This is a genomic window from Nostoc sp. UIC 10607, from assembly GCF_047228265.1.
Lineage (GTDB): Bacteria > Cyanobacteriota > Cyanobacteriia > Cyanobacteriales > Nostocaceae > Nostoc > Nostoc foliaceum_A.
Genome location: NZ_JBIQNW010000033.1, coordinates 1 through 20,574 on the forward strand (window position 1 = coordinate 1; position 20,574 = coordinate 20,574).

The following is a 20,574-nucleotide window of genomic DNA, read 5'->3' on the forward strand; positions in this document are numbered from 1 at the left end:
AAAAGGGCGGCTCATGGTTATTTTAATTTATCGAGTTTGTTTTCTCTATTATATGCAGCTTCATATAAAATTGGTATTAGTTATCTACCGCTTGCTTGGCTCACTAACATTGAGCAGTCTATTGTCAAAAAACAGTTGATTGTGAAGCCAGACACACCTTTGCCGCAAATTCTGGCATTGATAAAAAGAGCGATCGCCCCTGTGCGATTGAGTTGCACAGCCTTTTCTCGGATAGTCCCGCAAGTGGAAGGCAACTCATGTCAGGCATAAGCCCATTTTCTCTTTCTAAGCAACCACCACTGATTCTAGTGGCTGATGATGACAAGACTATCCGAGTGTTGTTGCGTAAAGCTATGGAACAAGAAGGTTATCGAGTGGTCGAGGTCAATGATGGTAAGCAATGTTTAGATGCTTACGAGACTATCAAACCGGATATAGTTTTGCTAGATGCTGTCATGCCTGTGATGGATGGCTTTACTTGCTGTAAGCACTTGCTCCAGATTGCCAGGAATAATCTAATATCGGCCCTTGCAACCTTTGATACTGACTCGACTCTTAACAATACTATTATCTCCAAGATATGGGAGCGCACTCCCATATTGATGATCACATGTTTGGACGATGAGGACTCTGTAAACCGTGCTTTTGATGCAGGGGCGACTGATTATGTCACTAAGCCAATTCACTGGCCTGTATTGCGCCAGCGCCTGCGCCGACTGCTACAGCAAGCGCAAGTATACAAACAATTAGAGGCAGCAAACCAAGCTTTGCAGCACCTGGCCAATGTAGATGGTTTAACTGAGTTGGCTAATCGTCGTCGCTTTGACGATTATCTCAATACTCAGTGGATTAATCTCGCACAAGAGGAATCTCCACTATCAATGATTTTGTGTGATATCGACTTTTTTAAGTTTTATAACGATAGATATGGCCATCCTGCTGGGGATGTCTGTTTACAAAAGGTGGGTGCTGTCTTAAACCTTAAAGCCCAAAAACATCAGGATTTGGTAGCGCGTTATGGTGGCGAAGAATTTGCTGTGATTATGCCATACACCCCTGCATCTGGAGCAGTTCACGTTGCCGCAGCGATACAAGCGGGAATTAAAGATTTGCAAATTGTTCACGACGGGTCTGCGGTGAGTCAGTATGTCACCCTCAGTATGGGCGTGGCGACTGTTGTCCCCACTTGGGAATCTTCACCTTCAGATTTGATTGTCCAGGCAGATAAGGCACTCTACCAAGCAAAGGCTGGGGGGCGCGATCGCTTTGTTTCAAGTTCTTAGTTGTCGTTAGTCATTTGAATGACCAATCTCTAAGAAGGATACACTGGTAGTGTGAAGTGGAACCATGCTCCGTTATTGGGGGCAGAGTCCACCCAAATTTGGCCATAATGTGCCAGGATGATTCGTTGGCATAAACAAAGACCAATTCCGTAACCTTCTGTACCTTCATCCCGTTGTAGGCGGAAGTGGTTTTCAAAGATGCGATCGCGATTCTCTACAGGAATACCAGGCCCAGTATCGCCAATACTAAACTGAACTTTTTGGGTAGTGCGGTGTAATCCGGCAACGCTAATTTTGCCACCTTCTGGCGTATATTTGATGGCATTATCCAACAGATTTACTAGCACTTGGCGGATGCGTTCTGTATCAGCGTATACGTATGGCAAGTCATTAGGAATATCTGTTTCTACCTCTTGCGATTTGGCGGTGTAGCGATCGCACAGTTCTTCCAGAACTTCTAAGCACAGTTTGCCTAACTGTACTTTTTGTGGTATAATCGGGAATTCTGTATCTTTACCACGACCTACCTGTAAAAGGTCGGCAATCATCCGGTCAATGACCTTAGTTTGATTGCGGGCTTGTTTTAATAGATGTGCCGTCATCGATGGCTTGAGGCGCTGGAATTGACCTGTCTCTAGATTGTAATTAGATTGGAGAGTTTCAATTGCGATCGCGGCAGCAGTTAAAGGATTACGAAGATCGTGCGCCAGCATAGCAATTACCCGATCTTTAAACTGTAGCTGCTCTTGGAGATTATCTTTTTCCTGTTTCAAGCGAAAAATTTCGTCTGAGAGTCGGATTAGTTCAGCAGAAACAGCAACTGAACGGATAGTAGATTTGGGTAATGTCACCCTAGAATTGTCGTCTATACATTCTTGCAAGTCTTCCTGTAATTTTAAGTAAGCGTCTACAGCGACTTGCCAACGAGGCCACCAGTTTTTCAATTGCGCTATGATATTACTCCCAGCCAGAACCTGTCGTGGCTCGGGATGGATTTTGATTAAAGCTGGCGTTGCTACCAGCTTAAAGTGTTCTGCTAAGTAAGGTTGTTGTCCAACATCGATAGTTTGAAGTTCAAAACTATACTCAGCCTGCAATTCTTTTAAGTAAGCACGTATTCGCTGTACCTGCTGTCGGGACTTTGGGCGTCCATCAACAAACAGTAACAGCTGGAGTGGAGCCTCAGAATAAATAGGCTGATCCTGGGAAACTTGCATGTAATCGTGTTTCAGCACTGGTAACAACCTGGCGACGCTTTACAGAAAGTAAAATGGACTGACGGTTGTCAATGGTCGTTGTTTTTCTTCAATTTAATATCTATTTTAGATTTTCATACTCTTATCAGACCTGAATTTTTGACATCAGACATATGTTTTTCAACCTTTTGCCCCTTTTTGGCTGACTTCATCTCCAAGAAACACCCTTGCTCTTGAATATAAGTCTTAATTTGCCCTGATTCAAAAATTTTCGCCAGAGCTAGCAGGTAAAAGTTTTAATACTATGTCAAATCGGCTAGTGGAGCAGCATGTCAATTAGAGTACTCGCTTTGAACAAGCCATCACCCAAGCAAACGCAGATGCTAATTGTATCTAATCTATCAGGAAGCTGTTAACTGTTCAGACCAAGTTTGTAGAGGGTTTTCTCAACCGCCAGTGCATCCGATGAAGTGTCTTTTTTGCCTCTACCCAATCATTTGTAGGATTGGGTAAACAGTCATAGCTGACTATGTACTACCTCTATAACTTGCAAAGCATACCCTGTACCCAGCCTTCCTAAAGAATCTTGCCCTATCCCAGAAGAACAGGGGATGGATTGCCCCAGAGAAAGCATTGGATAACATAGAGGCGATGCCTACGGCGGTAAACTACGCATTTCTAGAGGAAGCACTTACTGCTCTCGAAGCTGCCAAGAAACTCTTGACTACAGCACAAGTAGCATTTCCCCAGAAAATCTATTTATAGATATTAGGGAAACTGCCGCGACACTTGGCTACTTTGCCTATGACCCCGGACTCCAAGAACCATAAACTTACGCTAAGTTCCTGAAATTGCTTAACACTGGCATTTTCTGGCTATTGCCTTACTCAGCTTACCATCGTCAGATGAATAATTTCCAGAATCGATTGTAAGTGAGCGTTAGCGAACTTGATCTATTCCCCTCCTTGAGTGAGGCTAAGGGGGGCTTTAATCCTAGTCTATCACTTCCATTGCTTTGCGATCGCCTGACTGCTAGTGCATCTGGAAGAAGATTAAAGCTTTTGGTAGCTACACTGTTTTTTGGTGAGTTATCAATCAGTTATCTGCTCTGGCAACTGAATAATTACAGAACTATCTGAAAAACTGATTCACAATCTGGTAGTCTGCCATATTAATTTTGAGCAGTTCGTAGTGGGTGGCTCTAGCCCTCATCTAATCACTAAAGTGCTTACCATGAACTCTCTTAACCTTTCATAATCCCTGTGGTGGAGTATTACTTCAAGCATCAAAATCATACAACTCTTGTATAGCAAGTATTACAGCTTTATTTTTATTTTTTTTCCGAAAATGTTAGTTTGCCAGAATTTTAGGGAACTATATAAATAAGCGTAAAACAAATAAGCGTAAAACGAAGACAACACGGTAGCAAAAGCTACCGTTTACTAATTTTTTGAGATATCATCTTCACCAAGGCGAAGATAAGCAGGGGAAGAGGGAGAGATCAAGGGAACAACGGGGACAAGGGAGAATTATTAAACAAGTTTCTCCCTTGTTTCTTCCCAATGTCCAATGTCCAAATCACATTTAATGAACAGTCTGCGCTAGGGTAGGAATTGAAACTCAATTTGTGATTTCCTGTGCTTCCCTGTAAACGTCCATCTGTATTTCTAATTTGGGCTGTTCTACTCACTTCGTTAACAGCCTGTGCTAACAGTCCAGTCGCCAAAAACCTTGAGCAATCTTTGGCGGCAGATCCTAAGCTGCAAAGCAATCCAGTTGTCTTTGGAGAATCTCAGGGTAACCAACCGCAAGCACAGCAAAACGAATCAACACTTCAGTTACCATCTGATTTTCCCAAAGATATCCCACTATATTCCAATGCCAAACTACAGGAAGTTACACCTGCTAGTGGCTCAGAAAACAGAGTCTCAACTCGTTGGTTAAGTTCTGACCCCAGCAACTTTATTGCTAGCTTTTATAGTAGCCAGTTTCAAACAAATAACTGGCAGATTTTACAACAGCCAACAGATGATGCGGGAGGTGCTTTTGAGGCACGTCGTAATGATTTGCTGTTGAAGGTTTCCATTCAGCCTAAATCAGTTACTAACGCTACACTTAATCAACCCCAAACAGCCACTGAATTATTAATTGAGTACGTACCGAATAGTACTGCAACGGCACAACCTACCCCAACTACAAGTTCTAACGCAACTACTAACGCCGTTCCTCAACCAGGAGATACACAGTTTATTGGCCCAATACCACCTGCAAACTTGGCAGCGCAGCCACCAAGTACAGCTAATAACCAAACAACTCCTACAGCAACACCTGAATCTCAGGAATTCAACGATCTGAATAAGGTACCGCAAGAATGGCGGCAACACATCCAAGACTTGGCTGCATTAGGTGTTTTATCTCTAGAACCAAAGGCAACTAAGAGCAACTCTACTGCCATAACTAACCAGTTTGAACCCAATAAAATCGTTACACATCGGGAATACGCCCGTTGGCTAATTGCTGCTAACAATGCCATGTATGCCAGCAATCCAGCTAAACAAATTCGTTTGGCTTCAGAAAGTACTCAACCAGCTTTTAGTGATGTGTCCGCAAAAGACCCTGATTTTCCAGCAATTCAGGGATTAGCTGAGGCTGGATTAATTCCTAGTCCTTTGTCTGGAGATTCTACAGTAGTTTTGTTTCGTCCTGATGCACCCCTAACGCGGGAACAGTTGCTGCTGTGGAAATTACCCTTAGATACTCGCCAAGCTTTACCCTCTGCTAACTTAGATGCGGTCAAACAAACCTGGGGTTTCCAAGATGCAGCGCGAATTGACCCTAAGGCTTTAAAAGCAGTGTTGGCTGATTACCAGAATAGCGAACAATCGAATATTCGACGGGTGTTTGGTTATACGACTCTGTTTCAACCCAAAAAACCAGTAACTCGTGCTGAGGCTGCTACGGCTTTGTGGTATTTCGGCACTCAGGGTGAGGGTGTGTCGGCTACTGAGGCTTTGAAATTAAAGCAAAGTTAAAAGGCGGTTGGTCTATCATCAGCATAAAAGTGAGCAATTAAAACCTTTTGGGAGGTAAATTTTGCCATTTCTTTGTACAACAACTATTTTTTATTAAGAAAAGGTAAATCTAAGTATTTTCAGCGTTTTTACCTGTGTTTGATGAATTTTTGAGGCATAGTTAAGTGAAACAACGTAAGTTACTCAATAGACCTACTTAGTTTTGAAGTAACTCTAAAGACAAGTTGTCGAACTATAGCCCTTTCATTGCTTTTAAACAAGCTAGAAAATATCACAGGTAAAACAAATATGAAAAAACAAGCTGTAGCAGCAGGATTTGTTCTCTTATCTTTTATGTTGCCGCTCAAAGCGAATGCTGCGAGTTTTAGCAAATTTTATGTATTTGGCGACAGTCTTTCTGATACTGGCAATGTTTTCGCTGCTACTGGTGGTTTAGTTGCTCCGACAACAGCCATTCCCCAAGATCCACCCTACTTTCAAGGGCGTTTTTCCAATGAGCAAGTGTGGGTAGACTACCTCGGAGAGCAGCTAGGATTAAAACCCTCTCCATACATTACTTTAAATCCTACTATTCCCAATCAAGGTATTAACTTTGCTGTGGGCGGCGCTAATTCTGGTCAGGGTAATGCTGTTGTACCTAATGCACCGTTACCGGGAGTACTAGAGCAAGTCGGCTTGTTGACACAACAGATTTTCCAAGCCAATCAGAAGCTTGATCCAAATGCACTTTATGCTGTATCGGGAGGTGCAAATGATTATCTGTTTGGTCAAGCTATCAATCCGGCTCAAACAGTCCAGAATTTATCAGATGCAGTAGGGTTACTTGCCTCATCTGGCGCAAAAAATATTTTAGTCTTTAATTTACCCGATTTGGGCAAGATTCCATTTGCATTCGCAACAGGTCAATCTGGTAACTTGACTGGTTTGACAAATGACCATAACACAAGATTAGCAGAGGAAATAGGCAAGTTTAGCAATAACTCTGACCTGAATCTGATTTCTGTGGATGTGTTTTCCCTCTTTAATCAAGTACAAGCCAATCCAGGGGAATTTGGGTTTAAAGATGTGGCTACCCCTTGCGTAATAGGGACTTTACAGACAATCACAAGTGTATGTTCTCAACCAAACGATTATTTCTTCTTTGACTCTGTGCATCCAACAACAGGCGTTCATAAGTTGGTAGCAGATACTGCACTAGCGGCGATTGAGGCTAAGTCTGTCCCTGAACCTGCGATAAACTTGGGGATTTTAGCTCTTGGTGCTTTTGGTGTGCTAGGAGTGCTGAAGCGTCAACAAAAAAGATCAGCACTTATAACAGCAGGTCGGGTTGTTGATGCACAATTGTCTCATACAACAGTTGAAAACTAAACTAACTGTATTGATGTGGGATTACGATCGCTTATTTGAAATTATTGAAGAATTAGTTATGCACCATTCTCCTAGTGGTGTAGAAGCTGAGATTAATCAGTTGTTGATGCAAAGATTTGCGGCGCTGGGTGTAGAAGTATGGTGCGATCGCGCCGATAATATTATTGCCAAGATTCCAGGCAAAAGTCCAGACCGAGCGATCGCTATCACGGCACACAAAGACGAAATTGGCGCAATTGTCAAGAATCTCGGTGATGAAGGTCGCGTGGAAGTCCGCAAACTCGGTGGTTCTTTCCCGTGGGTTTACGGCGAAGGCGTTGTCGATTTACTCGGAGATAACGAAACCATTAACGGTATTCTCAGCTTTGGTTCCCGCCACGTTTCCCACGAATCGCCCCAAAAAGTGCAGCAGGAAGATACTACTGTTAAGTGGGAAAATGCCTGGATTGAAACGAAGCTCACATCTGCTGAATTAGAAGCAGCTGGCATTCGACCTGGAACTAGAATGGTAATCGGTAAGCATCGCAAGCGGCCAATTCGGTTAAAGGATCATATTGCCGGTTACACCTTAGATAACAAAGCTTCTGTTGCCATTTTGCTAGCTTTAGCTCAAGACTTGAAACAGCCAGTTTTTGATGTTTATTTAGTGGCATCAGCTAAAGAAGAAGTAGGAGCAATTGGGGCGCTATTTTTCACTCAAAACCAGCCTTTGGATGCCTTGATTGCTTTAGAAATTTGTCCATTATCTGAGGAATATCCTGTGAAAGATGGGGAAAGCCCTGTACTTTTATCTCAAGATGCTTATGGGATATATGATGAGGGGCTAAATGGACAACTGCGCCATAGTGCCAAGCAACTCGATATACCAGTGCAGTTAACAACTTTGAGCGGATTTGGTAGCGATGCCTCAATTGCTATGAAATTTGGTCATGTTGGGCGTGCTGCTTGTTTGGCGTTTCCTACCCAAAATACACATGGCTATGAAATTGCTCATTTAGGAGCGATCGCTAATTGTATCGATTTATTAAAAGCTTTTTGCGAAACTGAGTTTGAGTAAAGTTTCAAAACTCATTTAATCTACAAAATATAATCTAATCAATTGGAGTGCGATAGTTTTTACACCCATTTTGCTAAATGCTTGATTTATGTCAGACTTTAGTATTGGGTAATACTTTCATCAAAGCCGATGATGGGATTTGAACCCACGGCCTGCTGATTACGAATCAGCTGCTCTACCACTGAGCCACATCGGCGTTCACAATCTAAGAGTATAACATGATTTAATCATGGTAGATCAAAATCGCAAAAATCGCCTTAACCCTGAACAATACGCCAGCCTCAAAGCAGAAATAGCCGCTCCTTATCGCGGCTTACGACAATTTTTCTACATCGCTTTCGCTGCTTCTGGCTCACTCGGTGCATTCGTCTTTTTCTTCCAAGTGCTTGCCGGACGAGATGTTGAGAGTGCTTTGCCTAGTTTGGCTCTCCAACTAGGAATAGTTGCCCTAATGGTTTTCCTCTGGCGCTGGGAACAGCGTCGGCAACGAAGCACCCAATCGGGTAAAAATTCTAATTCCTGAAGGGAGAAATTTTAGTGGTTATTTTTTATTACTTTCCTTTTATATATATTTATATTCTTCAAATTTATTAATGCTTTGATAAAGATGAAAATATCAAAAGATAAAAAATAAAAAAATTATTAGGAAATATCAAAAAGCAAAAATTTCTGAGAAACTAGAAATCGTTGAAACGGGGTCAGCCAATATAAAGACCCTGACCATAAAACCAATCACATTCAAATGGGGTCAGCTATATTTAAAGACCCCAAATTTTATGTTTAAAAAACCTTAAAGTTCAGAAAAATCACAATATTGGAAGCGCCAGACTGATAATTTGTTAGTCTGGCGCTTCCAATTTGCGAAGTAGTACAGGCGGCAATAAACCACCCTTTTGAAATGTCTGAAACCTTTGCAAAAACGTAATTACGAATTACGCGCAACGCTACTAGGCATTTACTGAACTGTTACCAAATAGGATGAAGGAATTGGTTGAGCACGTCCAGCATTGACGAGTGCCTGATAAACAAAGGCAGCAACTTCGGCTCTAGTCGCTTCTCGATTAGGATTGAGTTGCTTGGCTGTGGGATAGTTAATTACTAGTTGCCGTGCAGTTGCAGCCGCAACAGGAGCGATCGCATAATTAGGAATCTGGGCAGCATCGGTGTAAAAGGAAAGGACATTCTGATTATTCGCAGTTAAGCCCAAACCATTAGCTAAGGCTACTAACGCCTGCACTCTCGGAATTTGCTGCTGTGGCTTAAAAGTGCCATCGGGATAACCAGAAACAAATTCACTTTGGTAAGCAGATTGAATTGCAGCGTAAGCCCAGAAATTGCTTGCTACATCCTTAAATTTAATTGCTGTGCGTTTGGTTGGTGGTGTTAGGGCTTTAGTAACAATAGTGGCGAATTGAGCGCGGGTTACAGGATCATTGGGTTTAAAGCTGCCATCAGGAAAGCCAGCAATAATATTTTGGGAGGCTAAAGCTTCGATGTAGGTTTTTGCCCAGTAATTTGCTGGCACATCTTTAAAGGCGACAGGTCCTCCAGGTGGTACGTCGACAGCTGCGGCAACAAAATCTACTGAGCCGAAAATCTTTTTCTGATCAATATCGTTGCCAACAGCAATAATTTGACCGGTTTTAGTAGCGTTGTTCACATCATAACGAGTGTTATTGCGAATAAGGTTGCCACCAGGATTTTCGTTGGTGCCAAGGTCGGGTAAAGCGTTGACAGTCGCTACTACTCCATCCCGCTTATTATTCTGAATGACATTCTTACGCAATACTGGCTTTGCAGACTCTGAGATAAAAAGACCGTCTTGGTTTTGGACGATTTGGTTTTCCACAATTAGGGGTGTGGAAGTGCCACCGATCGCCAGACCAAAACCAGTATCCTGAAATAAGTTATTCCTGATTTCTCCTTGGGCAGCTCTAGCAATTGAAATCCCATTGCCTTGGTTTTGCACAAAGAGGTTACCTTCAATTTTGGGATTGCCTGTACCCGTGACAAAAACACCCTCTCTCACACTGTTAGTAAAAGTACTGTTTTTGATAATGGGATTAGTTGACTCCACCCACACAGCCGTACCCCGGCTATTGGGGTTGGTGACAGTTACACCAGCGATCGTGGTATCTTGGTCGGCAAGGATGGTAATGTCCTGTCTTGCAAAGGTACGGCTCGTGTAGAAACCTCCACCTGTAATCAATATCGCCTGACCTTTTGTAGCTTCATCACCCCGCAGTGTCACCCCTGGTTTCAGCAACAGCGGGAAGGTTTCGCCACTTTCCTGGTTATAGTTCCCAGGTGCTAATTGAATAATTGCACCTGGTTGGGCTTGACTGAGAGCGAAACTGATACTTTTGTAGGGTGCAGTTGAGGTTGTACCAGCACCAGCACTATCTGTACCAGTTGCTGGATTAACGTAAATCGCTGCGGCTGTTGCAGGAGCTTGCGCTGTGAGAGTTGGGCTGATACTTTCTGGGTGAGTAGCACCAGCATTAACCTCACCAGATAGTAGTATTGACCCACTAGAAACAACAAGCATTGCCGTTAGTCCGGCTCCCACGCGTAAAGTATATCTGAGATGGCTGCTAGAAAGAAGGTGAAAAATCTCCGATGGAGAAACGTGAAAACCCCGGTATTTCATTTTTTGAGTCTGTGATGTGCTGAATTACGGTTTGTCGGACAAGGTTGAAGGTAGCAAGCAGCCTTGTAGCTGCTGTAAAACCCATGCAAAACTATACTGGATGATTAGGGCTGATTCAGCTAAATTCCTTAGATAGATCACAGAACTTATACATTAGTTATATTATTTTATTCAGAAAATTCTACTAGTAAACTATAGGCGAAATTTACCCACCTTTAACAAACAAGGAACTTAAGCCCCTTGTTACGCCTCAAGTCTTGTTAATTGAGATGGTAGCTGTATTTCAGCCAAGCTGTACTAGGGGCTTTCGGGATGAAGCGGATGTGTCAACAAGTCTCTCGCTGCCTTGTATAAGCGCTCATTCCACCTACTAAATGATTTATTTTTTTGTATTGCCCAAAGCTAGATGCTGTAAATAATGTTGCTGAAATAGCATCACAGTAAAAGCAAACTTGTTGGAAATCGGAAGAAATGCGTTTTAAATTTTTGGGGCTGCGTCGCGCTTTAGTTTTAATAGGTAGTACCTGTCTTCTACTTTTGTCCACTCCTGTCTTTGCTGCGGAACGAGTAGTGCTAAATTATGGTATCTTTCGTGAATCAATTTCAGTGGAGGAGCTATCTACCTTTGCCCAAACAGGTGAACTTTCACGTTCGCTACGAGTTAATTTCGCTTTGGCACGACAAGACCCCAAAGCCATTCGTCAGTATTTAACGGAGCCGGTAAAGGTAAACGTTGTATTTTTAGATAGAGTGCTGAATAGCCGGATTGGTAATATTATTTTGGATCAAATTAGTCAGGTTATTTATACACCCTCTCGGAGAGCAGACCGACAGGCTTTGCGAGCAGCGTTGGTGCTTTCTGCGAGTCAAGATGGGCAGGTGTCGCTAATCGAAATTATTGAAAATTATCCCACCAATGAAGTGGAAGTTGATGGCAAACGCTTGGAAGGTGCATACCGTCAACTCCGTCGCTTGCAAACAAGCTTACAAGATTTACTAAATTTTTAGTAAGCTAAAGTTTCTAAAGTTTCCCTTAAATAACGTTGTACCTGTTGTTCCAAGCGAATTCCCTGTAATTGAGCATCACGTTCTAGTTGCCAGCGTTGAAAACCGGAACTAGTGGAGATCGCACATTTGAGGCTATACCAAATTTCAGTATCAGCAGAAAATTGGCGATCGCTAGAAGCTGGAATTTGAGCCATAGTTCCTCATTCCTTTATTTTAACTTCAACAGTCAATAGTCAGGGGTCAAGAGTTATAAATTATCACCCTGCTCCCCTGTTGCTTATTTCTAGCCTTTTAAAGTAAATAATATTACTTTGAGGGCTGCTACGAATCTGTATTAATCCTAAACAAAGATTGCAACAACCGGGGCACGATTTGATTCACCCGCACCCCTAAAATTGTGAAATCCTGCTTAATCTTTTCTAAAGATAATGGCTCTATGCCAGCGAATTCTGTGTCATTAGTCACCAAAACTCGCATTACACTCACAGGTATTTGTAAAAATAAATTGCTGCCTAAAAAGGCTAATCCCGCCAGCAGTAGTGCGAGGCTGCGCCATTGTGGGAGAAATTTAGCTGAATCTGCTACTAATGGAGCAATTTGGTAAAGATTCCACAGCACCCAAATTGACAATACTGCTGCCACTAATGCCAGGATACGATTTAACTTTGTATTAATTAAACAGAGAATTTTTCGCTGCCGCTCAGTCAGATTTTCTGGCTTTAGGGCTATTCCTAAAAGAGCAAATATATAAAAAGGGCGACGCAACTGCATCCATAGCAGGGGGAGAACACCAATAGCGGCAACTAAGAATAGCTCCATCCAGACTGGCAAAAACGGCTCGCCTACAGACAGGAACAATAAGCAGAGTATTAAAAAAACAGGCAACGTCGCCAATCCAGCGACGTGAATCCACAAAATCGGTTCAGAGCGAAATGAATGCATATTATAAAAAGTTATGAGTTATGAGTTAGGAGTTAGGAATTAGCAGCTTTTAACTCCTAATTCCTAATTTACCACTCCTAACTTCTAACCATTTTACCCTCAGCACTATCTCGTTAAGGTGAGAGTGCGGCGCTTGGTAACCATTTGATAGGATTCGATGATGTCACCTTCGACCCAATCATTGAATTTATCCATGCCGACACCGCATTCATAACCGGCGTTGACCTCACGCGCATCTTCTTTCATCCGTTTTAGGGAGTCAAGGACGCCTTCAAAGATCACCTTACCGCCGCGTCGCACCCTGACTTTGCAGTTGCGAACTAGCTTGCCAGATTGAACGTAGCAACCGGCAACAGCACCGCGACCGACTGGGAAGACGGCACGCACTTCGGTTTGACCCAAGGGTTCTTCGACCAACTCTGGTTCCAAAAGACCTTCCAAGGCATCTTGGATATCTTCTAGTAGTTTGTAGATCACGTTGTATTCCCGGACATCCACACCCGCTTCATCAGCGGCTTGTCTAGCGCCACTGGCAAAGGTGGTGTTGAAGCCAATAATCACAGCGTTACTGGCAGCTGCTAAGTCGATATCTGTTTCGGTGATTTCCCCAGCAGTAGCCAACAGCATCCTGATTTGGACTTCGTTTTGGGGGATTTGCTTGAGCGCTCCCACAATTGCTTCTACGGAACCTTGTACGTCTCCTTTCAAGATCAAGTTGAGTTCTTTCAACTCGCCTTCTTGTGCTTGAGCGGACAGGGTTGTAAGGGTAACACGTCCCTGTAACAAACGGGATAGGCGTTGTCTGTCTGCGCGATCGCTAGCGAGTGCTCTGGCTTCTTTTTCGTTCTGGAAGACCTCGAACTCGTCGCCTGCTGCTGGCACATCACTTAAGCCCAACACCTCGACGGCAAAGGAAGGAGAAGCAATGTCTACTCTCTTACCTCTGTCATCCACCATCGCCCGGACTTTACCGAAAGCCGAGCCAGCTACCAAGATATCTCCCACATGCAGGGTACCATTCTGAATTAGCAGGGTAGCAACTGCTCCCTTGGCTTTATCCAGATGTGCTTCAATTACAGTTCCTTTGGCGGTACGATCTGGGTTGGCAGATAGTTCTCCAACCTCTGCTACTAGCAGAATCATCTCTAAGAGCGTATCCAGGTTTTCACCCCTGATCGCGCTCACGGGAACCATGATCGTCTCACCACCCCAGTCTTCTGAGGTCAGACCATACTGGGTGAGTTCTTGTTTGACGCGTTCTGGCTGTGCCCCTTCTTTGTCGATTTTGTTGATTGCAACAACAATTGGCACTCCCGCTGCTTGGGCGTGGCTAATGGCTTCAATGGTTTGGGGACGCACACCATCATCAGCAGCTACTACCAACACGGCAATATCTGTTACCCGTGCTCCTCGGGCCCGCATTGCTGTAAAGGCTTCGTGACCAGGAGTATCCAGGAAGACTATCTGCTGTGGTTTGCCCTCATGTTCCACATCCACATGGTATGCACCAATATGTTGAGTGATCCCACCAGCTTCGCCAGCAGCCACTTTTGTTTTGCGGATTGAGTCGAGCAGGGTTGTTTTACCGTGATCTACGTGACCCATAATTGTCACGACAGGTGGACGGCGGTGGAGATATTCTAGGTCTTCTGCGCCGACCATTTCTGTAATTTTCCGAGCTTCTGCTTCTCGCTCGGCAGTTTCGACTTCTATTTCTAGTTCTTTTCCTACCAGGGTAATTGTGGGAATATCCAGATTTTGGGTGATACTCACCGCCATGCCTTTAAGGAACAGGATTTTCACAATCTCTGTATCGGGAACGGCTAAAACGTCAGACAACTCTTGCACAGTCAACGGGCCTGTGATCGTGACCTTTTCGGGACGGTCACGTTTTGTATCGGCTTCTTGTTGACGACGGTTATTGTGATGGTCACGGCCAGAACCAGACTTAGAACCAGGTTTTCTACTTCCTCTAGCAGTTGGGGCGCTAGCAAGGGTTGCGCCTGGCATCTGCACAGGTCGAGTAGCTTTAGGTTTAGGAGGACGGGCAATGGAAAGGCTGACTTGGACGGTGGCTGGTGAGTCGAGATCGTCATCATCCAGCAAATCTTCTTCAAACTCATCATCCAGTATCGGCTTGATCCGCTTGCCTTTGACGCCAGCTTTGGCTTTCTCTTTAACTTCGTCAATTATTTCCTCTTCTACCCACTTCTTACCGCCTTTGGTGGGGCGAGGTGGACTTGGGCGTTTCAAATCGAGGAGATCAGGTGCGACTGGCTCATCACCCAATCCTTGAGATTTGCCTGCTATTCCTGACATCTGTCTAGGTGGAGTAGCGATCGGCATTGCGGCTGCTACTGATTCACCAGGGCGGGCTGGTCTGGGTCGTTGCCCCTCTCCTAGTTGCGATGGTGCAGATGGTCTACTGCCCCTCTGCTCTGGTCTGGTGGGTGCAGGGGTGGGTCGAGCTTGTCTTTGTGGTGCAGATGTTGGAGACTGGTCAGTTGGCAGTTTAGCAACTCTGGGCTTAATTTGCTCGCGATCGCCTTCGGCAGGCCGTAGCCGTTGGTCGCGTTTGAGGATCGGTTTATCTGCCTGAGAGACTGGCTCATCTGCCACCTGGGCTTCTTCCGCCGCAGGTCTTGCCGGAGGAGCAACTAGTTGCGGTTTTTGAGGTTTTTCCGGTTTCGCTCTGGCTGGAACTATTTTTTCCGGTTTTTGGGATGCTATTTTTTCCGATGCCTGATTTGGACTTGGCGTTTGTTCCAAGTCTGTGACAGGAGGTTGCTCTTGGGTCTCAGATTGATTCCGGGGTACGGGTCGAGTTGGTGCCGTCGGCTTCATAGGTGAGACTGGTGTAGCGAAGGGCCGTGGAGGTGAGGGAGGATTAGCTTCAGACAAGGCAGCTTGGGTATTGGTAGCAACTGACGCCTCTGGGGCGTTGGAGGTAGTATTTCTCAATATTTTGGGTTTGCGTATTTCCAAAATTTGCTGTTTGTGGGGTGCAGCAGGTCGCGCAGGTCCGCCGTTTGGTGGTGAATTTGGTTTATGGCTGGTTGTACCTAGTTCCTTTTTGGCGGAGACATTCATAGCTGCGAGTTTTTCCGCAGCCGTGCGGATGTTTTCTGCCTCGGATTCTGAAATCGTGCTGCTATGGCTTTTGACCGCGATGTTGAGCTGGTCGCAAATTGCTAGTAGCTCTTTGTTATCCAAATTCAATTCCTTTGATAATTCATAAATTCTAACTTTGCCGTTGTTCATCCACTCTTCCCCTTTAATTTACAGTTTTAGCGGATGGTTGCCTGGTTTGCGACATCTCCATCCTTGGATTACTGTTTTTAGACTGCCGTTCAGATTTTGCCGGTGCCTCCAATCAGGAAAGAGAGATGTTTCGGTTTAATAATGGCATCCCCACCAGGAATGATGGTTGAGGGACACCCATAAAAATTTTTTAAATAAAAGATTTTTATAGGAACCCCTGACGCCGAACTGCGCCTGAGCGCTACCAGGTTGCCATTTTGTAGTTTCTTGTTTTGTTGATTCTGAGTCTTCCACAACACAATCGATTACATCTTGTTCTGGGAATGTTGCCTCGTCCCTCTTAATTATTGGAGAGCCGAATGCCTTTTACACCCATTTACTATTTTGGCACTAACCTTAACGATCAACAGAGGGTGTGATGAAAGCACGACTTCGGCTCTCGCACAATTCCTATGATGATGACGTCACAAAGTTGTTCCAACTAAATTTGGTTTTGGGTATTGCTGCGGGCTAGACGTTGCGACAAGCTTTGGTACAGTGTTTCTGGCACTGATGCATGTAGCGATCGCCCTAGTCGATTTTTTTTTTGAGCCGCTTGTAAGCAACTCGTTTCTGGACAAATGTAGGCAGAACGCCCCATGCCCTGATCTAATTGTACCTTTCCCGATGGAAAGACGCGGACAATCCGCCAAAACTCATCTTTGGAGCCTACTTTGCGGCAACTAATACAGCGCCGATAATTTGGTTTCATCGGTTTTCTGTGATCTCAGTCCAGGATTTTGGATGTAAAAAGAAGTTTATTATTACTATTTTTTACTTATACCAAGTAGCTTTTGAGAAAATAATCCTTGAGACTGAGACTACAATCTACAGTATCAAAACTTTACAAAATTAATCAATTACTCGTCATCGTTATTGTCAAAAGTATCCTCCTCTTCTAATTCGTCCTGATTTTCATCTTCTAATTCTTCCTCAAAGTCAAGATCGTCTTCCTCTAATTCCTCTGATTGATATTTGGTTCTGACGGCTGCGAATTTGGTATCCTCTCCTGCATAGTCATATTTAGCTTTGTCTTTGATGTCAATTTTCCAACCAGTCAAGCGGGCTGCTAAACGGACGTTTTGCCCTTCTTTCCCAATGGCCAAACTCAGTTGATCTTCAGCCACGAGTACGTGAGTTTGCCGGGATTCGGGGTCCATTAAGCGTACTTCATCCACCCGTGCTGGACTTAAGGCATTGGCAATATATGTTGCTGGGTCTGGTGACCAACGAATTACATCTATTTTTTCACCGCGTAATTCGTTGACTACCACTTGAATTCGCGATCCCCTGGCTCCAATACAAGCACCAACTGGGTCTACATCGCGATCAAGGGTATCTACTGCTATTTTAGTCCGGGGGCCGACATAACGGGAGGGGGGGTTTGCCTCCCTAGCTACGGCAACAATCCGTACCACTTCATCTTCGATTTCTGGGACTTCGTTGGCGAAAAGATAAACCACTAAACCAGCATCAGCGCGAGACACAAGCAACTGTGGCCCTCGTTGCTGGCCTTGGGAAACTTTTTTGAGATATACCTTAAAGGTTGCATTTGCCCGATAATTATCGTTGGGCAGCTGTTCCCGCTTCGGTAATTCGGCTTCTACTTCTGGCTGACCAAAGCCACTACTCACTGCCAGAACCACAGATTGCCGCTCAAACCGCAGGACTCTTGCTTGCAGGACTGTTCCTTCTAAATCTTGGAACTCTTCTTGCACCATCTGGCGCTGTTGATCCCGTAATTTTTGAGCCAATACCTGCTTGGTTTGCATCGCCGCCATCCGACCAAATTCTCCTTGGTCTGGGGTCACATCCAGCACTACAGAGTCCCCTAACTGCGCTTCCGGAGCTACTTGTTGAACTTCATCTAAGGAAATTTGGTGGTCTGTGTTATTGACTTCTTCGACAATGGTTTTGGTGGAAAGAACGCGAAATCCTTCTCCTTCAATATCGAGTTCTACTTCAAAATTTTCAAAATAGTCTTCATCAAACTGTTTGCGCTCTAAATTCTGGGCGCGGCGATAACGTTCGTAGCCTTTGAGTAGTGCTTCTCTAATAGCTGATTGAACTGCAAGACGGGGTAAATTCCGCTCTCGACTTATACTTTCAATTAATTCTTTTAATCCAGGTAAAGTAACCATTGACATAAGCAATCTCCTTTAAAAATTAGGGAATGGGGAGTGGCGAATGGGAACTGAAAACTACGCATTAGAGCCAGAGATTAGAGGATAGCTTTACACTAGCCCCTAATCTCTAGCCCTTAGTCCCTAACGTCTAACCCCTAACCTCTTGCCTTGAGCCAAAGTACTCTAGTCTTTAACTCCTGAGCCATAGCTCTTTGTTTATCGGTGCTCGTCTAGTTGCACCTTAGTAATTAGGGAGCGGGGAATTTCGACTACACGACCTTTTTGATTTAAGTAAAGTGCTGTCTCATCCCGGCGAATTAACTGACCAGTCCACTCTTGTTGTCCGTCATAGGGTGGCGAAGTGGAGATAATGACAGGAAATCCTTTAAAGGAAATAAACTCCCTGTCTGTTACCAGTTGCCGCGAAATCCCAGGACTAGACACTTCCAAGACATAGGCATCTGGAACAATTTGGGCAGCATCTAAGGAAGCTTCTAAAGCACGGCTCATCCTCTCACAATCGTTCAACCCAGTGTCTTGCTCAGGATTGCGAATGTCTACCCGCAATACTGGTGGACTTTGGTTGGTGTGAAAAACCACGCCAACCACTTCCAATCCCAGTTCTTCTGCCACTGGTGTCGCTAAATCAATAATTTGTGGAACTAAAGGATGAGCCATGAGAGAATTCAATAAAAAAAGTGGGCATCGACCCACTTCCTGCGATAGGTATATCTTCCAAGAAGTCTTGTGACGAACCAATAATGATTCGCCTAATTCGAGTTTAGCGCATTTCTTGGATAGTCAATAGTCATTGGGCATTGCGTATTCTCCCTACTGCTTCACTGTTTCCTTGCTCCCCTGCTCCTCTGCTCTCTCTACCCTTCCCGTCTTTCTGGCAAAGTAGTACCTTTATTCACTACTGCTGGAACTGATACTTGTGTTCGTAGCTGCCTGGTTTGCTCAATAATTTGGTCTATGTCTTCTTGGGATAAACGCTGGACATAGTTGAGTTTGATTTCCTCTAAGAAGTCAAAAAGTAAGCTCTGAATTTCTGAAAGTACGTGTTTTTCTTTGATTTCAGATCCCAAGGCATCGCTAAAGCTTTGTACGAGTTGACTGGTGAGTTTTGCGCCAACAGGATCTTCAACAGCGCTAACTAAAGTTTTGTAAAGATTAGTTGTGATTTGAGTCGCCATTTGTTCACTTAATTGGGTTTGGGCTTGTCCCACACCAGGGAGGTTCTGGAGGTTGCGGTAGACGGGGACTTGATGGAAGACGGTTTCAATGTTGTGGCGTAAAATAGCAACGATCGCAGGTTGAATTTCCGGTAATACTTGGTAAACAATTGTTTTTACCAAAAGGCTTGCGATCGCTTCCACTTCATTGACATTATTAATATCTATGTAGGGACGTAAATTTTCTTTTTGTAAGAGCCAGCGCGTAAAGTCACCTCGCTGAATTGAACCCTGAACCTGGTTAATTACCCTCACCACTACTACTTCTGTGAGTTCTTCGGCAAAATTGGCGACAATCCCCTGATGAATTTGCTTTCTCACTGGATGGAGATCCAATAACCGCGCTTGATCGAGGCGGACTAATACAGGTAAGATTCGCAACCAGCGCCAAAATGGCAGTAGTAAAAATAGGTCGTACCAACGCCACAATAGCGCTTCAAACCAGCTTAAACCAGGATGTTGGCGTCTGATCAAGAAAGTGCGTCCCAGCAGCTCTACGCCAAATAAAATCACAAAGGGTAAGTCAATAATCCAGAAGTTATCAACAAGTTCGCCATTCTCACCGATTTGGCGGTAGTAGTTAGATGCAATCAAAGGGCGGATGCTCTCGTTAAAAAAATTAATTTCTTTAACCCAGCCATTTTGTGATAAGTAAGGCTGACTCCAAAAAGTACCAAAGGACTGTTTTGCAGATTCGTTACCGATGTGCGATCGCATCCGCTTTTTGATTTTTTCCAGAGTCCCACTCTTATTCACTCCCGCAAACGGGTTAGTGTCAATAATCTCGTTGCTTAGACGCCTTATTTCCTCTAGTCTGCTATTTACTTGAGGCGACTGTAACCCTGTTTTGCTGACTTGTTCTTCTAATGCGTCTATTGTTTCTAGATAACTTTTTGTGTCTCGATGGGGTTCGATACCTTTTATTGGGTCATAAATCTGAATAATTTGAGGAAGTTTTCGCAAGTAGAAATCTCGCCAAGGTACGTAACTTAAATTAAACAAAACTAAACCTAAATTTACTGTGGCAGCAATTGCCATAAATCTTTCAAACCAAAGATTCCGCTGTTTAGAAGATTTTATGTTTTTCATTTTTTGTCATATATTATACATATTTTTGATATTTGGAATATAAGCTTTTTCATTTACTAATTTTCGGCTCTTTCTAACCAATTACAGCGATTTACAGTTGAGTCGACCCCCTAGGGACGCACATCTGTGGCTCTTAATGTAATTTAGCGCTCAAGAGGGTGCATTCGATTCAAATGATAACTGCTGTATCTCTGCTCATACAAGATACGTCTTTTGATGGATGACACAAACTATTTTTTGTAAATTGACTTAAATATGACAAAAATAAATCACAAATTATTCAAAAAT

Annotated in this window: 17 protein-coding genes and 1 tRNA gene; 8 read left to right on the plus strand and 10 right to left on the minus strand. The window is 43.9% G+C overall.

The genetic code is table 11. The features are described from left to right. Both ACEYW6_RS23240 and ACEYW6_RS23245 read left to right on the plus strand, forming a co-directional pair. Positions 1–270 (plus strand): hypothetical protein (locus ACEYW6_RS23240; protein ID WP_412981618.1); only part of this gene is annotated, 270 nt, incomplete at its 5' end. Next, complete coding sequence (locus ACEYW6_RS23245; protein WP_412981619.1) at positions 258–1,283, plus strand: diguanylate cyclase domain-containing protein; 1,026 nt, start codon at positions 258–260, stop codon at positions 1,281–1,283. The genes ACEYW6_RS23240 and ACEYW6_RS23245, both read left to right, overlap by 13 nt. Before the next feature lie 29 nt (positions 1,284–1,312). On the opposite strand, the gene ACEYW6_RS23250 is transcribed toward ACEYW6_RS23245, so the two are convergent. Then, positions 1,313–2,518 (minus strand): histidine kinase, encoded by a 1,206-nt coding sequence (locus ACEYW6_RS23250; RefSeq protein WP_412981620.1) that lies wholly within the window; start codon positions 2,516–2,518, stop codon positions 1,313–1,315. Positions 2,519–3,112: 594 nt separating this feature from the next. Between ACEYW6_RS23250 and ACEYW6_RS23255 the strand changes: the two genes are divergently transcribed. The 4 genes from ACEYW6_RS23255 (at position 3,113) to ACEYW6_RS23270 (ending at position 7,936) form a co-directional block, all read left to right on the plus strand. Continuing rightward, complete coding sequence (locus ACEYW6_RS23255; protein ID WP_269141782.1) at positions 3,113–3,244, plus strand: hypothetical protein; 132 nt, start codon at positions 3,113–3,115, stop codon at positions 3,242–3,244. 872 nt (positions 3,245–4,116) lie between these two features. Beyond that, complete coding sequence (locus ACEYW6_RS23260) at positions 4,117–5,511, plus strand: S-layer homology domain-containing protein (RefSeq protein ID WP_412981622.1); 1,395 nt, start codon at positions 4,117–4,119, stop codon at positions 5,509–5,511. 288 nt (positions 5,512–5,799) lie between these two features. Then, a complete protein-coding gene (locus tag ACEYW6_RS23265; RefSeq protein ID WP_412981623.1) occupies positions 5,800–6,879 on the plus strand; it encodes an SGNH/GDSL hydrolase family protein in 1,080 nt (359 codons plus the stop codon). A gap of 13 nt (positions 6,880–6,892) precedes the next feature. Further along, positions 6,893–7,936, plus strand: a complete 1,044-nt coding sequence (locus ACEYW6_RS23270; RefSeq protein WP_412981663.1) for a M42 family metallopeptidase — start codon at positions 6,893–6,895, stop codon at positions 7,934–7,936. 124 nt (positions 7,937–8,060) lie between these two features. Here the strand turns inward: ACEYW6_RS23270 and ACEYW6_RS23275 are convergent. Further along, positions 8,061–8,132, minus strand: a tRNA-Thr gene (locus tag ACEYW6_RS23275). A 33-nt stretch (positions 8,133–8,165) separates the two neighbouring features. Between ACEYW6_RS23275 and ACEYW6_RS23280 the strand changes: the two genes are divergently transcribed. After that, complete coding sequence (locus tag ACEYW6_RS23280; protein ID WP_412981624.1) at positions 8,166–8,459, plus strand: DUF3493 domain-containing protein; 294 nt, start codon at positions 8,166–8,168, stop codon at positions 8,457–8,459. A gap of 432 nt (positions 8,460–8,891) precedes the next feature. Here ACEYW6_RS23280 and ACEYW6_RS23285 read toward each other — a convergent pair whose 3' ends face one another. After that, positions 8,892–10,586, minus strand: a complete 1,695-nt coding sequence (locus ACEYW6_RS23285; protein ID WP_412981625.1) for a DUF1565 domain-containing protein — start codon at positions 10,584–10,586, stop codon at positions 8,892–8,894. A 471-nt stretch (positions 10,587–11,057) separates the two neighbouring features. Between ACEYW6_RS23285 and ACEYW6_RS23290 the strand changes: the two genes are divergently transcribed. Further along, entirely contained in the window at positions 11,058–11,594 is a 537-nt protein-coding gene (locus ACEYW6_RS23290; protein WP_412981626.1) for an alpha/beta hydrolase, read from the plus strand. Here the strand turns inward: ACEYW6_RS23290 and ACEYW6_RS23295 are convergent. The 7 genes from ACEYW6_RS23295 to ACEYW6_RS23325 form a co-directional block, all read right to left on the minus strand. Next, on the minus strand, positions 11,591–11,788 hold the full coding sequence (locus ACEYW6_RS23295; protein WP_069073454.1) for a hypothetical protein: 198 nt from the start codon (positions 11,786–11,788) through the stop codon (positions 11,591–11,593). The genes ACEYW6_RS23290 and ACEYW6_RS23295 overlap by 4 nt on opposite strands. A gap of 127 nt (positions 11,789–11,915) precedes the next feature. Next, on the minus strand, positions 11,916–12,536 hold the full coding sequence (locus ACEYW6_RS23300) for a low-complexity tail membrane protein (RefSeq protein WP_190894782.1): 621 nt from the start codon (positions 12,534–12,536) through the stop codon (positions 11,916–11,918). Positions 12,537–12,641: 105 nt separating this feature from the next. Further along, positions 12,642–15,797: a translation initiation factor IF-2 gene (gene infB, locus ACEYW6_RS23305; protein WP_412981627.1), complete on the minus strand. Its 3,156-nt coding sequence runs from the start codon at positions 15,795–15,797 to the stop codon at positions 12,642–12,644. A gap of 481 nt (positions 15,798–16,278) precedes the next feature. Continuing rightward, positions 16,279–16,548, minus strand: a complete 270-nt coding sequence (locus ACEYW6_RS23310) for a YlxR family protein (protein WP_104905836.1) — start codon at positions 16,546–16,548, stop codon at positions 16,279–16,281. Between the two features lie 148 nt (positions 16,549–16,696). Continuing rightward, positions 16,697–17,983, minus strand: coding sequence for a transcription termination factor NusA (gene nusA / locus ACEYW6_RS23315; RefSeq protein WP_190894784.1), 1,287 nt, complete (start codon positions 17,981–17,983; stop codon positions 16,697–16,699). Positions 17,984–18,178: 195 nt separating this feature from the next. Further along, positions 18,179–18,640: a ribosome maturation factor RimP gene (gene rimP, locus ACEYW6_RS23320; protein ID WP_196512349.1), complete on the minus strand. Its 462-nt coding sequence runs from the start codon at positions 18,638–18,640 to the stop codon at positions 18,179–18,181. A gap of 197 nt (positions 18,641–18,837) precedes the next feature. Continuing rightward, a complete protein-coding gene (locus ACEYW6_RS23325; RefSeq protein WP_412981628.1) occupies positions 18,838–20,286 on the minus strand; it encodes a hypothetical protein in 1,449 nt (482 codons plus the stop codon). Between the last annotated feature and the right edge of the window lie 288 nt (positions 20,287–20,574).

Bases quoted from the DNA above. Each gene is read 5' to 3' on its own strand.
- ACEYW6_RS23245 (WP_412981619.1), top strand. From the start codon at position 258: ATGTCAGGCATAAGCCCATTTTCTCTTTCTAAGCAACCACCACTGATT.
- ACEYW6_RS23265 (WP_412981623.1), top strand. From the start codon at position 5,800: ATGAAAAAACAAGCTGTAGCAGCAGGATTTGTTCTCTTATCTTTTATG.
- ACEYW6_RS23270 (WP_412981663.1), top strand. From the start codon at position 6,893: ATGTGGGATTACGATCGCTTATTTGAAATTATTGAAGAATTAGTTATG.
- ACEYW6_RS23280 (WP_412981624.1), top strand. From the start codon at position 8,166: ATGGTAGATCAAAATCGCAAAAATCGCCTTAACCCTGAACAATACGCC.
- ACEYW6_RS23285 (WP_412981625.1), bottom strand. From the start codon at position 10,586: ATGAAATACCGGGGTTTTCACGTTTCTCCATCGGAGATTTTTCACCTT.
- ACEYW6_RS23290 (WP_412981626.1), top strand. From the start codon at position 11,058: ATGCGTTTTAAATTTTTGGGGCTGCGTCGCGCTTTAGTTTTAATAGGT.
- ACEYW6_RS23295 (WP_069073454.1), bottom strand. From the start codon at position 11,788: ATGGCTCAAATTCCAGCTTCTAGCGATCGCCAATTTTCTGCTGATACT.
- ACEYW6_RS23300 (WP_190894782.1), bottom strand. From the start codon at position 12,536: ATGCATTCATTTCGCTCTGAACCGATTTTGTGGATTCACGTCGCTGGA.
- infB (WP_412981627.1), bottom strand. From the start codon at position 15,797: ATGAACAACGGCAAAGTTAGAATTTATGAATTATCAAAGGAATTGAAT.
- ACEYW6_RS23310 (WP_104905836.1), bottom strand. From the start codon at position 16,548: ATGAAACCAAATTATCGGCGCTGTATTAGTTGCCGCAAAGTAGGCTCC.
- nusA (WP_190894784.1), bottom strand. From the start codon at position 17,983: ATGTCAATGGTTACTTTACCTGGATTAAAAGAATTAATTGAAAGTATA.
- rimP (WP_196512349.1), bottom strand. From the start codon at position 18,640: ATGGCTCATCCTTTAGTTCCACAAATTATTGATTTAGCGACACCAGTG.
- ACEYW6_RS23325 (WP_412981628.1), bottom strand. From the start codon at position 20,286: ATGAAAAACATAAAATCTTCTAAACAGCGGAATCTTTGGTTTGAAAGA.